The organism is Xanthomarina sp. (assembly GCF_035306705.1).
Classification (GTDB): Bacteria; Bacteroidota; Bacteroidia; order Flavobacteriales; family Flavobacteriaceae; genus Xanthomarina.
In genome coordinates this window covers 18,336-33,122 of record NZ_DATGNO010000139.1, presented here as the reverse complement: position 1 = coordinate 33,122, position 14,787 = coordinate 18,336, and the positions used below count along the sequence as shown (strand labels likewise).

The 14,787-nt window shown below is 35.0% G+C and carries 10 protein-coding genes; 4 read left to right on the top strand and 6 right to left on the bottom strand.

The features are described from left to right. Together VKY47_RS11370 and VKY47_RS11365 are read right to left on the bottom strand one after the other, a co-directional pair. Positions 1-2,685, bottom strand: a 2,685-nt coding sequence (locus tag VKY47_RS11370) for an MG2 domain-containing protein (RefSeq protein ID WP_324312914.1), incomplete at its 3' end; no start/stop codon positions are given. A 98-nt stretch (positions 2,686-2,783) separates the two neighbouring features. Continuing rightward, positions 2,784-3,860: an isoaspartyl peptidase/L-asparaginase family protein gene (locus tag VKY47_RS11365; RefSeq protein WP_324312912.1), complete on the bottom strand. Its 1,077-nt coding sequence runs from the start codon at positions 3,858-3,860 to the stop codon at positions 2,784-2,786. Between the two features lie 125 nt (positions 3,861-3,985). Here VKY47_RS11365 and amaB point away from each other — a divergent pair, with 125 nt between their 5' ends. The 3 genes from amaB to VKY47_RS11350 all read left to right on the top strand — a co-directional run bounded on the left by amaB (position 3,986) and on the right by VKY47_RS11350 (position 8,843). Beyond that, positions 3,986-5,539: an L-piperidine-6-carboxylate dehydrogenase gene (gene amaB, locus VKY47_RS11360; RefSeq protein ID WP_324312910.1), complete on the top strand. Its 1,554-nt coding sequence runs from the start codon at positions 3,986-3,988 to the stop codon at positions 5,537-5,539. Positions 5,540-5,709: 170 nt separating this feature from the next. Continuing rightward, positions 5,710-7,866 carry a prolyl oligopeptidase family serine peptidase gene (locus VKY47_RS11355; RefSeq protein WP_324312908.1) on the top strand — a complete coding sequence of 719 codons (2,157 nt, stop codon included), beginning with the start codon at positions 5,710-5,712 and terminating at the stop codon, positions 7,864-7,866. 68 nt (positions 7,867-7,934) lie between these two features. Continuing rightward, positions 7,935-8,843 carry an ABC transporter ATP-binding protein gene (locus tag VKY47_RS11350; RefSeq protein WP_324312907.1) on the top strand — a complete coding sequence of 303 codons (909 nt, stop codon included), beginning with the start codon at positions 7,935-7,937 and terminating at the stop codon, positions 8,841-8,843. Here the strand turns inward: VKY47_RS11350 and VKY47_RS11345 are convergent. From VKY47_RS11345 to VKY47_RS11330, 4 genes are all read right to left on the bottom strand, one after another. Beyond that, on the bottom strand, positions 8,833-9,294 hold the full coding sequence (locus VKY47_RS11345; RefSeq protein WP_324312906.1) for a 3-oxoacyl-ACP synthase: 462 nt from the start codon (positions 9,292-9,294) through the stop codon (positions 8,833-8,835). The two genes, VKY47_RS11350 and VKY47_RS11345, sit on opposite strands and share 11 nt — an antisense overlap. Then, positions 9,284-9,982 (bottom strand): monofunctional biosynthetic peptidoglycan transglycosylase, encoded by a 699-nt coding sequence (gene mtgA / locus VKY47_RS11340; protein ID WP_324312905.1) that lies wholly within the window; start codon positions 9,980-9,982, stop codon positions 9,284-9,286. The genes VKY47_RS11345 and mtgA overlap by 11 nt, the downstream gene beginning before the upstream one ends. A gap of 1 nt (position 9,983) precedes the next feature. After that, a complete protein-coding gene (locus tag VKY47_RS11335) occupies positions 9,984-11,099 on the bottom strand; it encodes an NAD(P)/FAD-dependent oxidoreductase (RefSeq protein WP_324312903.1) in 1,116 nt (371 codons plus the stop codon). A 90-nt stretch (positions 11,100-11,189) separates the two neighbouring features. Continuing rightward, positions 11,190-14,144, bottom strand: a complete 2,955-nt coding sequence (locus VKY47_RS11330; RefSeq protein ID WP_324312902.1) for a zinc-dependent metalloprotease — start codon at positions 14,142-14,144, stop codon at positions 11,190-11,192. Between the two features lie 178 nt (positions 14,145-14,322). Here VKY47_RS11330 and VKY47_RS11325 point away from each other — a divergent pair, with 178 nt between their 5' ends. Next, positions 14,323-14,775: a hypothetical protein gene (locus VKY47_RS11325; RefSeq protein WP_324312901.1), complete on the top strand. Its 453-nt coding sequence runs from the start codon at positions 14,323-14,325 to the stop codon at positions 14,773-14,775. Positions 14,776-14,787: the final 12 nt, after the last annotated feature.

Genomic DNA, 14,787 nt, shown 5'->3' with positions numbered 1-14,787 from the left:
ATTATTTCGTTGTATGGGTTTGCCATCTTTGTCGACCACAACCACATCAAAGCTTTGATTTTCATCTGTAAAAAAGGAACCATACGCATTACCTTCAGGCGAGCGAAGACCTACAAAAGATTCGTAAGGTGCGTAAGGCATGGTAAAAGCATCCATAGAAAAATCGCCCCCATTTTCGAAAGCACGAACTAAAAACTGCACATTCAACATGCCTGGTGCATTTTTACCAACCTTTAGTTTGTTGTTAATTTGAGCAATACCCTCAGCATTGACATGGCCTTCAAAAATATTTAATTCTTCCGTATTAAACTCACAAGTCGGATCGAAAAAAACATAATTCTTATAGTTTTTAAATCCGGTATTCGAACTGCTAATTTTTGCTTTAATTTCAGCTTTTAAATTTTTTCCAGGGGCACCATGAAGCCATGCGACATCCAAAGTTCCTTTTAAAGGTTCGTTATTGGTTAAAATGGCATTTTCAAAATCGATTTTAATTTTTAAACGATTTGGTTTTACCATTTCAATTTTTAAGGTTTTATGAAAGGTAGCCCCACCAACAGATACTTTTGCACTGTAATTTCCAGTTTTGTCTTCGGTGTTGGTTGCAACTGTAAATTTGTAAAAATTGTTTAAATGGTCTGTGGTAATGTTTTTATAAGTTAATTTTCCATTAGGATCTGTAATTTCTAATTTTACCGGATGTCCTTTTGCAAGTGGATTGGCTTTATCATTCAACATAAAAGTTAAATGCAAAGTGTCTCCAGGACGCCAAACTCCGCGTTCTCCATATAAATAACCTTTAAGTCCACGTTGTAATTTATTTCCGGAAACATCAAATTTACTTAGAGATAGCGAGTTACCATCGTTTAGTTTTACATAGCTTGTATTGTTTCCTTTTCTAACAATAGCAAAAGCTGCGTATTTATCTATATCAAACGTGATTAGGCCTTCCGAATCTGTAAAAAGCGTGGCTATTTCCTGTTGTTGATAATTATAAAGTGTCACGGAAGCATTGGCTTCTGGATTCGTGGTTAAAATATTAGTTACTGCAAAATAATAGGAATTATGCTCGCTTCGCTTGGCAATAACACCCAAATTGGACGCCAGCAAATTTTGAGATACCACACGATTGCCATTGTAATATGCGTCATGACACGGATTTTCGCGCTCGTTCCAGTTATGCGAATAGTTTTTATAGCTATAAATTAAATTATCCCAATAAGCTTCTTCCCTTAAATCGTCGTCTTCGGTATAGGCATCTTCAGAATAATCGTTACCATAGTAATCGTCTTCGTAATAATAATCATCATATTCGTCGTCACTTATGGAAGCTGTTGTATTTGCAGTACAATCGTACAGGGAATAGTCTTTATTAAAACTTAATTCCACACGATAAATAGCACCTGGATCTGCATTAATAAACTTTGAAAGATCGATACTGTAGGCACGCCATTTTCCCGTATTTTCGGCTTCGGTTTGCAATTCTATGGTTTGTTTGGCAATACGACGTCCCACTCGTTTAACGGCATAATCATCATCACTATTCAAAGAATTGTCTTGTAAATATTGGAGAATATTGTCTTCAAAAATTTTAATAACCCGAACATCCACAGCTTTTAAATTAACTGCTTCAAAATTAAATTTTAGTTCTTTAGAATTTGGCAGAATGGAGCCATTACTAATTAATCGAACTTGTGGTTTGAGGTTTTCGAAGGTAATTTTTTCTGAAAAAGATTTTTTCAATTTAAACCCATCTATATTTGAAATTCCTGGGAAAATATCCACTTGAATATCGCCTACCAATTTACTTTCAGGATAGACTTTTAAAATATTTCCGTCAACGATAAATTTCGGGTTTTTCGAGTTTTCAATGGTAATCAAACCATCAAAATTTTGTTGTTTTTTTAATGGATCGGAAAAGTTAATTGATACGTATTGATCTGGGGTTTGGATAACTTCGACCTTAGTGATTGTATAATTGTTAATACCTGGAATGCTCAGTTTCTTTTCGCCTGTGTTTTCAGCATTAATCGCTTTTCCTTGCCATTTTACAAGAATTTCAGAATCTTCAATCTCCCTGTGGATGCTGTCAATTTTAAAATCGAAAAATTTCGCTTTTTCGTTGTATTCATTAAAAACAATAGCTAGTTTTTTACCATTTTGCGAGGCTTCGACCAATTGTTTAGCTTGTTTTAGCGAGATGACATCCGAAGTTCGTAAAACCGCTTCAACATACTGCCATTCCTTACTATAGGATTGTAAATTATTGGTAACAATCGTAAAATTAGGGGTGATGGTTTTAAACTGAAAGGTGTAGTTTGCCAGTTCTTTAGGAATATCCTTATAGATTTTATTAAGTTTAACCGTAACTGTATATTCCGTTGAAGGTTCTAGGGTTTCATCTGGTTTAAAAAGTAGTGCGTGTTTATTAATTACTATAAGTTTACCCGACACATGTGGGGAAATAGTAACTACATTATCTGTTAATTCCTGTTCTGCTTCCCAACCTTCGACTTCTTTGGCTAAATTTATTTGAATAGGCTCGGCAATGGAGCTTAAACCCGAAGTAGTATAACTTATATATTCCCGAAATTTAAAAATATTATCGGTTTCCGTTTCGTTCTTTTTACACGAAGCAATAACGGATAGTATAACAATAAGAGTTAAGACTTTTTTAAAAGACATAGATTGGAGATTTTTCATTGAATAAAAATAAAAGTATTAAAGTAATATTTAGTTACAAAGTAAGTACTTTGATTGGTTTATGGCATGCCGAAAATCAGCTAGTTTTCGATATCTTTATAAATACCTATGGTTAGTTCGCCCTTATCGTTCATAGTAGCTCGATACATTCCTTCCGTATTGAACTCCATAACCATATTTCCATTTTTATCGACTGCAATAATTCCGCCATCTCCTCCAAGTTCAGGAACTTTTTTCTGAATGACTTCCTTAGCAGCCTCTTGAAGTGTGAATCCTTTGTAATCCATGAGTGCGGAAATATCATGAGCTACCATGGCGCGAATAAAAAACTCTCCCCAACCGGTACTGGAAACAGCACAGGTATTGTTATTGGCATAAGTTCCAGCTCCAATTATTGGTGCATCGCCAACCCGTCCCCAACGTTTGTTGGTCATTCCACCTGTTGATGTTCCTGCTGCCAAATTTCCATGCTTGTCTAAAGCTGCACATCCTACGGTTCCAAATTTGGAGTCTTTAATAGTGGCATCATAAAAAGCTGTTTTATTGTCTGCTTTTTTTTCATCTTCATACCTTTTTACACGCTTTAAAGAGTTCATTCTATCTTCAGTATAAAAATACATGGAATCTACAATTTCCAAACCTTGTTCTTTGGCAAACACATCTGCTCCATATCCGGCCAACATAACATGTGGTGAATGCTCCATAACGGCTCTTGCCAAACTAATCGGGTTTTTAACAGTTCTAGTTCCTGCAGATGCTCCAGCATTCAAGGTTTTTCCATCCATAATGGACGCATCCAATTCATTGGTTCCTGCATTGGTAAAAACAGCTCCTTTTCCAGCATTAAACAAGGGAGAATTTTCCATAACATGAATGGTTTGTTCAACGGCATCCAAACTACTTCCTCCGTTTTTTAAAATTTCATAGCCCACACGAATGGCTTCTTCCAGTTTTAATTTATAAGCTGCTTCATCTTCCTTAGACATATTTTCTTTTAAAATAGTTCCTGCTCCTCCATGGATAACAATAGCAAATTGATTGGTTTGTGTTGCAGTGGCCTCAATAGCTTTAGATTTTGAATAAACCTTTAGTTCTTCTTCATTTTTACAACTAAAAAAAACGAAGCATAAGCACAAAAAATACATATAGCTTTTCATAATAATACATCTTAAAATAGAAGTCTTAAAGTTACATTATTTAGAAAAGCCATCTCAGGCTAAAACGACTTTTTATTCCTATCTTTGTATTTCTATTTAATAATCAGTAAAAAAAACAAGTAAATATGGAAGCAATTGCTACCGATTTCGGGATTAAAGAAGCTCTAAAACAACTAGGAGTTAAAGATATAAATGAAGGAACTTCAACAGGTTCAAAAAACTTTTCTAATGGCGACATTATTGAGAGTTATTCTCCTGTTGACGGGAATTTAATTGGTAAAGTAAAAACAACTTCAAAGGAAGATTATGAAAAAGTAATGACTGCTGCAACATCAGCATTCTTAACTTGGAGAACTGTACCTGCACCTCAACGTGGCGAAATTGTACGTCAATTTGGAAATAAATTACGTGAATTGAAAGAACCTTTAGGGAAATTGGTTTCTTATGAAATGGGAAAATCTTTACAAGAAGGTTATGGTGAAGTTCAAGAAATGATCGATATCTGTGATTTTGCCGTTGGTTTATCCAGACAATTAAACGGGCAAACAATTCCATCTGAGCGTCCGGGTCACGTTATGCGTGAGCAATGGCACTCATTAGGTGTGGTTGGTATTATTTCGGCGTTTAACTTTCCAGTAGCTGTTTGGGCGTGGAATACAGCTCTAGCATGGGTTTGTGGTGATGTTTGTATCTGGAAAGCTTCAGAAAAAACACCATTATGTTCTATTGCCTGTCAAAATATTATTGCTGGAATTTTAAAAGAAAACAACTTACCAGAAGGTACTTCAAATATTATAACTGGCGATTATAAAGTTGGTGAAATGATGACTAAGGATCCACGTGCTGCTTTAATTTCTGCTACAGGATCTACAAGAATGGGTAGAATTGTTGGAGTAACCGTAGCAGAGCGTTTTGGAAAATCGTTATTGGAATTAGGAGGTAATAATGCCATTATTATTACACCTACAGCCGATTTAAAAGTAGTTGTTCCTGGTGCTGTTTTTGGAGCAGTTGGAACTGCTGGACAGCGCTGTACATCAACTCGTCGTTTAATCATTCACGAATCGGTTTACGATAAAGTAAGAGATGCTATTGTAGGCGCTTACGGTCAATTAACTATTGGAAATCCACTAGATCAGAAAAACCATATTGGACCATTAATTGACAAAGATGCCGTAAAAACATATTTAGCAGCTATTGAAAAAGCAAAAGCTGAAGGTGGAAATGTATTGGTTGAAGGTGGTGTACTTGAAGGTGAAGGTTACGAAAGTGGATGCTACGTGAAACCAGCTATTATTGAAGCCAAAAATCATTTTGAAATTGTACAGCACGAAACCTTTGCTCCTGTTTTATATTTAATGAAATATTCAGGGGAAGTTGAAAATGCTATCGAGCAACAAAATGGTGTGGTTCAAGGATTATCATCAGCTATTATGACGAATGAATTGAAAGAAGCCGAAAAATTCTTATCATTTTCAGGGTCAGATTGTGGAATTGCAAACGTAAATATTGGAACTTCAGGCGCTGAGATTGGTGGTGCTTTTGGAGGCGAAAAAGAAACAGGTGGTGGACGTGAGTCTGGATCTGATGCTTGGAAAGTATATATGCGTCGTCAAACAAATACAGTAAACTATTCGGATGAATTGCCATTAGCCCAAGGCATTAAATTCGATTTATAATATTTAACTATTAGTGTTAATTTTAAAAGACCGTTTTCCCTTTCGAAAGCGGTCTTTTTGCATCTTATTAATTAACAAAGCCTTTGGAATTAAACTAATTGGTTTTGCTTATTTTTGGAGCTTATGTTTTTATTCAAGTCAAGTATTAAATTCATCTATATAACATCCTTATGAAAAAAATTATTATTTCATGTGTATGTGCAACACTTATTATAAGTTGCGAGACAAACACTAAAAACCCAGAAGCGCCATTGAACTATCCTAAAACCAAAACCGTAGACACCTTTACCACATATTTTGGAACAGAAGTTAAAGATCCATATAGATGGTTAGAAGACGATAGAAGTGCGGAAACGGCTGCATGGGTGAAAACAGAAAACGAATTAACTTATGGTTATTTGGAAACCATTCCATATAAAGACAGTTTAAAGAATCGATTAGAAACCCTTTGGAATTTCGAGAAAATTGGAGCACCTTCAACCGAGGGAGACTATAATTATTATTATAAAAACAATGGACTTCAAAATCAATCGGTTATTTATAGAAAGAAAAAAGATGCTACTGAAGAGGAGGTCTTTTTAGATCCAAATACGTTTAGTAAAGATGGAACCACCTCCTTAGGTGGGCTATTTTTCTCGAAAAACAGTAAACTGTTAGCTTATGCAATTTCCGAAGGCGGCAGCGATTGGAGAAAAGTCATCCTTATTGATACCGAAACCAAAGAAATTCTTGAAGACACGTTGGTTGACATCAAATTCAGTGGTGTTTCTTGGTATAAAAACGAAGGTTTCTACTACTCTAGCTACGACAAACCTGAAGGAAGCGAACTATCTGCAAAAACCGATCAGCATAAAGTTTTCTATCATAAATTAGGAACGCCTCAAAAAGACGACCTGCTTATTTATGGAGGAACAGACACAGAAAAACATCGATATATTACAGGAAATGTTACTGAAGATGATAAATTTTTATTTATAAATCCAAAAGTGTCCACGTCTGGAAATAAATTATATGTAAAAGACTTAAATAAAGCAAACTCATCCTTTGTTGAAATTTTAGGAGATACAGACAGCGACACGGGAGTAATTACCAACAAAGGTGATGTTCTTTACCTATTAACTAATCTAAACGCACCAAATAAACGCGTGGTAAAAGTATCTGCTTCAAACCCTACTCCAGAGAATTGGGTCGATGTTATTCCAGAAACCGAACATGTTTTATCGGCTTCAAAAGCAGGTAATTATTTATTTGCCGTTTATATGGTAGATGCTGTTTCAAAAGTATATCAATACAATTACGATGGCACTAAGGTTCGCGAAGTAGAACTTCCGGGATTTGGAACTGCTGGAGGTTTTTCAGCTAAAAAGGATGAAACTGAATTATATTATTCCTTTACCAATTATATTACTCCTGGAAATATTTACAACTATCAAATAGAAACAGGAATTTCATCATTATATAGTAAACCAGAAATTGCTTTTAATCCAAATGACTACGAAAGCAACCAAGTGTTTTTTACCTCTAAAGATGGTACGAAAGTACCTATGATTATTACGCATAAAAAAGGGTTGGAATTAAACGGAAACAACCCAACCATTCTTTATGGCTATGGAGGTTTTAATATTAGTTTAACTCCTGCTTTTAGTATTGCCAATGTGGTTTGGATGGAACAAGGTGGTATTTATGCGGTTCCTAATTTACGTGGTGGGGGAGAATATGGTAAAAAATGGCACGACGCAGGTACCAAAATGCAAAAGCAAAATGTTTTCGACGACTTTATTGCTGCTGCTCAATATTTAATAGATAACAAATATACTTCTTCAAAATACCTAGCTATAAAAGGTGGTTCTAATGGAGGTCTTTTAGTTGGTGCAGCTATGACCCAACGTCCAGACCTGTTTCAAGTAGCTTTACCGGCCGTTGGTGTTTTGGATATGTTGCGTTACCATACCTTTACAGCAGGGGCTGGCTGGGCTTACGATTATGGTACAGCTGACGACAATAAAGACATGTTTACTTATTTAATAAACTATTCGCCTTTACATAATATTAAAGAAGGCGTGGAGTATCCTGCTACTTTAATTACTACCGGCGATCACGACGACCGAGTGGTTCCTGCGCACAGCTTTAAATTTGCTGCAGAATTACAAAGTAAACAAACAGGAACTAATCCAACCCTTATCCGAATAGAAACAGATGCAGGTCATGGCGCAGGAACCCCAGTAAGTAAAACCATTGAACAAAGTGCTGATATTTTTGGTTTTACACTTTTTAATATGGGCTTTAAAACCTTACCTAAAAAAATAGATGAAGCAGTAAAAGGCTAAAATTTTCTCTTATAAATTTAAAGTCGTTTGAAATTTCAAACGGCTTTTTTTTATGTTATTTTTGTAAGATGCTGCAAGTAAAAAACATCTCTTTTAAATACCTGAAAAAACCAGTTCTCCAAGACATAGATTTTGTTCTAAATGCAGGAGAGCACCTTTCTATTATTGGAGAAAGTGGTTCGGGAAAAAGTACTTTATTAAAATTACTTTATGGGGAATTAGATGCCAATCAAGGAAGTATATTTTGGAAAGACAATGAAATTCTTGGCCCCAAGCATAACTTGGTTGTTGGTTACGATTTTATGAAATATGTCTCTCAGGAATTCGATTTAATGCCATATACCACGGTGGCCGAAAATATTGGGAAACACTTATCTAATTTTTATCCCGAAGAAAAGCAAGCACGTATAAAAGAACTTCTGGAAGTGGTTGAGCTAACGCCATTTACTGATACTAAAGTGAAACTTTTAAGTGGCGGACAAAAACAACGTGTAGCCTTAGCAAGAGCATTGGCCAATGCTCCAGAAATTATTTTATTGGACGAGCCATTTAGTCATATAGACAATTATAAGAAGCAAAGTTTAAGACGCCGTTTATTCCATTTTTTAAAGGAAAATAACATTGCGTGTATTGTTGCTTCCCACGATAAAGAAGATGTTTTGCCTTATTCAGATAAAATGATTGTTTTAAACGAACATAAAATTGTGGCAAACAACAGTCCAAAACATTTGTACAAGTATCCCGAGTCGCCACTAATAGCATCTTTCTTTGGCGAGTTTAATGTGATAGACGGAAAGATTATTTATGCGCATCAAATAGAAGTTGTGGGAAATTCAAATTTAAAAGCAACGGTAAAAACCAGCTATTTTAAAGGACCTTTTTATTTGATTGAAGCAGACTTAAACGGACAAACCATTCTTCTTGAACATAAAGATTACCTCGACAAAAACACAGAGATTTATTTGATTATAAAATAGCAACAATTGTAAATTTCTGTTCCCTAAAACTTAACAAGGCTCCAACCTGTTTGCCCATCAACAATTTTCCTATAGGAGTTATTGGAGAAATCGCGTAAAATATCTGATCTGAAACTTTTAATTCCCCAGCACTAATAGCAATAAAGTAATTTGAGGAAGACGTTATTACAAGAGATCCTAAACAAACTGATTCTGACGTTTTAGACACATCTATTTTAGAAAGCAATTCTTGTAATTTTTGAATTTCAGCCAATTGGCTTCCTGCTTTTTCACGTTCAATTTGCAGCATGGCTCTTCCAGTTTCATGCTTATCTCCAGCACTACTCTTGGTTTCAGAAGTTAGCGACTCTTGTATCTCCTCAATGGTTTTTTGAATGTTATTAAGTCGGGAGTTACAAAACGCCTCACATTGAGAAAATAATTGCTGCTTTACCCCTAATTTATTTTCCATCTGATTTATTGTAATCCAGCTTTCCAAAATAGCCCATTTGTCTCACGATCCATGCTTTTCTACGTTCAATATAATTAGTGGCAGGACGAGCTTTAAATTTTAACGGATTTGGTAAAATAGCTGCAATAGAAGCCGCTTCATATGGAGTTAATTTTGAGGCAGGTTTATTATACCAATAAGTTGCGGCCGCCTCGGCTCCATAAATACCAGGACCCATTTCAATGCTGTTTAAGTACACTTCTATAATTCGCTCTTTAGACCAAATAGTTTCTATTAGGAAGGTAAAATATACTTCTAAACCTTTTCGCAACCAACTGCGTTCTGGCCATAAAAATACATTTTTAGCTGTTTGCTGACTTATGCTGCTGGCTCCTTTAATGCGTTTGCCTTTTTTGTTGTTTTCATAAGCCTTTTCTATTGCATTTACATCGAATCCCTTGTGGTTTAAAAAATTTTGGTCTTCGCTGCAAATAACTGCCAATTGCATGTTTTTAGAAATTTTATCTATCGAAACCCAATCATGTTCCCAAGAAAAAGGTTTATCATTTTGATAGTTTTCAACCCCTCTAATAAGCATTAAAGGAGTTATAGGAACTGGCACCCATTTGTACAAAATAACCATGCCTATAGATAGGATAATTGCACCAACTATGAGTTTAAAAATAAATTTGAAGAATCTTTTAAGCATCTTATTCGATTAAATCCACTATTTCTCTACCAATTAAACTTCCAATGGCAACACCCATTCCGCCTAATCTAACACCACAATATACACGATTTGAAAGTTGTTTTACAATAGGCTCCTTACTCGTTCCAACACCCATAATACCGCTCCAACTATAGTCTATCTCAAAATCTGTTTCGGGTAAAATTACTGTTTTTAGAAGTTCCCTTAATTTATTTTGAATGCGTTCCGTTTGGCCAAATTCAGTGGTTTCCTCGCCTTCAAAATCGAGGTTTCTACCTCCTCCAAATAGGATTCTATCGTCTATGTTTCTAAAGTAATAATACCCTTTATCTAAATGAAACGTACCTTTAATATGAAGGTTTTTTATAGGCTTTGTTATTAAAACCTGTGCTCTAGCTGGTTTCACTTTTTTAGATATTAGTTGCGATGCAAATCCATTGGTTGTAAAAATGAGGTTTTTGGTTTGAAACTCTAACTTGTTGGTTTTTACTTTTACACTATCTAATTGATCCACATAACCTTCGACCAAAATGTTGTTTAAAATTTTAATGCCTTTGGAATGTGCTTGTTGAAGCAAGGCTTCCATCATTTTTCCTGTATCTATCTGTCCTTCAAACGAATTAAATAGATAGGTTTTTTGAATATTTTTAAAATTGAATATATTCTCTTTTAGCTGAAAAACATCGTCTTTAAAAATGGGTTTTAGCAATTTATTGATCGTTTCTCTTTTTGTTAAACAGGTTTCAAAAAGCTGTGAGTCTTCATTTGAAAACAACTCATAACCGCCTAATTGTTGATAATAAATTGCTTGATCTGATAAAGTCTGTCTTAAAAGCAACAAACCATCCAAGCGTTTTTTAATCAAATTAATAACCTCTTCTTCAGAATGTGTTTTTAGATCGTCCAAGATTTCGCTTAAACTGCCAAAACAAGCAAAGCCAGCATTTTTAGTGCTTGCTCCTTGTGGTAACATACCCCTTTCTAAAATTAAAATATTGGAATTTGGAAAACGCTGTTTTAATTGCAAGGCACAATTAAGGCCTACAATACCACTTCCAACAATGGTATAATCGATGTTGGTTAGCCACGATTTTATTTCCCAATAGGATAAATTCATAAAACGAAAGTAATCTAATTATTTGAACTTTTGAAACATAAAAAAACTCCGAAATGGCTTTCGGAGTTCTTAAAAAAGTTTAAAAAGGACCTATTCTATTATTATTTTCTTAGTCGCTTTACTTCCGTTTCTTTCAATATTCAACAAGTACATTCCTGAAGCTAAAGAGCTAACATCCAATGTTCTTACTAAGGTTTTGTTGTTATTAAACTCGTTATAAACACGTCGTCCTCTAATATCAATTATAGAGATATTAATATCATCCGTATTATTTAATTTAATATAAAGTTCTCCATGTGTTGGATTTGGATATACGCTGAAGGTATTAGCATCAAATTCATCAACACTTAAAGGTGCTATAATATTTACAGAATAATCTTCAACTTGACCATAGAAACCATTTTCGCAAGGCAACAAATTATCGGTGTTCTCGTTTTTCATAACCACCCTCATGGTAGTCATTCCCAATACAGCATCAGAAGGTACCGTTATGGTTAATGGAGAACCCGTTGTTGCCTGATTAACTACATTTATTGCCGTTCCTAAACTATAGGCTTCATTTGTGTCGAAAGTGCAATTCTGATTCCAATCAATCCAAACTTTTATAAAATACGGGTAATTACCATTTGTATTTACATTTACTGTAATAGCATGACTAGAACCTCTTTCCACATCTGTAGAAATAGATGTGAAGTCTTCGTATGGTGCATTAGTTGCAGCTGGATTTAGGTTATTTATGGTATTAAAAATAACTCCTGTAATTCTGTCTGGATCTGTAGGTTCTGCCGCAGATGTACAATGACCATTAGATACTGTAAGACCCGCTGTAACTGTTCTAACAATAGATGGCGATGTTCCAGTAACAGTTATGTTGTAATTTCCTGCGCTTGCACCCGCAAGACCAGTAACATTCAATGTAAAAGTACCATCAGCATTTAATGTAGTAGGTGTAAAAGCAAAGTTAACTCCAGTTATTGCCGGTGATATCGCTGCTGAAAAAGTAGTTGTTTCAGAAAATCCATTAGAAATAGCATACGTAAAGTCGTAACTTAGTTCATTGGCATTACATATAGTTTGACTCCCTGATGCATTACTAATACTGAAATCTGAATTTCCATTAATTGAAAACGCGTTAGAAACCGCATAAAAAATATTATCTGCTGCTTCCACTAAGATTTTAGCTGTATTTGAATTTGAAATATTTGGAACCGTAATACTTGCAGTACCAGTATTTGGAACTCCAGATGCTAAAGTCGTATCGAAATCAATTCCGTTAGCAGCAAATAAAATATTTACTATTTGAGAGTTAATTGGTGCTACATTGGATTGCCCTACAGCCCAGTTTACTGTTTGTGTACTATTTTGTGCCCAACTTGGAGGGGTAGAAACCGTAAACGGAGTAGCATCTACAACCGTAACAATAACGTTGTCTGACGCCGTATTTCCACCTACAGCCGCATTATCTCTAACTGTAAGTAAAAAATTCATAGTTCTTGCAACAGAAGGAACTACTTCCCAAGTAGAAGCTAATGAACCTGAAAGTACCGTATTAAAAGCGGGCATATATCTATCTGGGGAAGCAGATGGAGTAAGCGATCTAAATGCTGGTCCTACAGTAGATGTAGGGACTGGTGGCATTTGCGCTGGATTTGGATTACTTTGTTCCCAACAATACGTTAAAGCGTCTGAATTACTATCTGTGGAACTTCCTCTTAAAACAAAAGCAGTAGATTTTGGAATAAAAACATCTGCTCCAGCATTTGCCGTAGGTGCTATATTCCCTGTTGATGTATTCTCGCTACAAGTACTATTTCCTACCGAGATATTTAACCACATTTCTTTTAAGTTATCGCCATTAAAATAAGCGTCGCTATTATTTTGAACGTTTGGAGCACAAATACCTGCATATCCCATAATAGTAGATGCACTTCCTGGCTCAACAGATTTACTCGATCGATTGCAATTATTATTTTGAGTATGGTTTCCACCATATTGATGACCCATTTCATGCGCTACATAATCTATATCAAACGCATCTCCAACTGGTGCACCTCTACCTGTAACACCTCCAGCTTTAATACCTGTACAAGGCGAGTTTAAATAGGCTACTCCGCCTCCACCTGTACTAAATACATGTCCAATATCGTAATTAGCCACTCCAATATTCGTATCGCAAGTTGTTTGATTTTGAGCTAGCATAGCCCCACCATTAGCATTGGTATAAGGATCTGAATTCACATTTGGACCTAAGAAAATAATAGTCTGATTTGGCACCATAACCATGGTAAGAGACATATCTCTTTCGTACACACCATTAACACGTGTCATGGTGGTATTCATGGCAGCCATAACGCCATTTAAAGTTCCTCCATGGAACAAGGAGTATTCTACTGTACATGCTAAAGCCAATCTGTAAGTTCTTAGTTGTCCGTCGTTGGCGTTTCTTAAGGCTTCAAATTCTTCGTCTGAAATATTATATACCTGTTCTACATATTCGGTTTCACACACAAAATCTTCGCTACGCGCATCCATTTCTGAATTTATAAAAGAAATATAAGTTCTTAAATCTGATGAATATGGTTCAATAAAAACCGTTTTTTTATCAGATAAAATCATACTGCTCAAACCCTTTTCAGGCGAGAAACTAAATCTAACAATGGCTCTAGGATTATCTATTCCTTGTCCAACAAAAGATCTAATGTTTGGAAATTGTGCCTGTAGTTCTGGTGTCATTACTGAAGCTTCCTTAATTCTAAAAGCTTCTAAAACTCCTTCGGCATTTGGAAAGTTTATAATAAGATTAGAAGCTCTATGGATATCTTCTCTTTTTGGAACATCTGTTAAAGCAGCACTTAATCCTTCAAAATCTAAAGTTAAAATAGTTGCTATTTTTGGTAAAGTCTTTGGAAATACAATTTCCTGTTTGTCAATCTTATTCGAATTGGCCTCACTCCAAAAAGAAGATTTGTTTTGCGAAAAACCCATGATAGAAAACAACACAATGGTTATTAAAAGAAATGGACTTTTTAAGTAATTATTTTTCATAGTTGCTTATTAAAAAATTTATGGTCATAAATCTACCTAGATATTTTTAAACTTTACAACATTTTATTAATTGATTTTAAATTATAATATATTTGTTTACAAGACATTCTCCATGAAACATATCTCTTTACTTAGTATTTTAATCCTTTTTCTAGGATGTCACTCAAACAAAACTACTGTGAATCAACCTAAACACAATTCATTAAATTCGACTCTTTGTCCGGAAGATGGCGTTTGTACGTTTGAAGTATTTACAAATAAAACCTTAAACATTAAGACGGATGGAATTGGTGCTCTGTATCCTGAATTATTAGATGGTAAAAAAACTGTTATTAAGTTTGAATACAAACGACATGAGATACCTAATACAGTCGATGGTGGCTATTCAGAAATTATTTATGCTGAAATTGATCCAAACATAAAAGAACTTAGTTTAGAAAATGAAACTCTTATACAAGCAAAGGTGTTATATGGCAGGCTTTGTTTTTGTCGAGGTGAAACGGGTTATTTTTATGTAAACGAAGGCGTGCTTAACATCTCATCTCATACAGATGGTTCGAAAACCTATAAGTTGGACTTTAAAGTTTATGAAGTACCACAGGTACTCACGTCCATTAAGGAAAGGTCATAAAAAAAGCTCCTT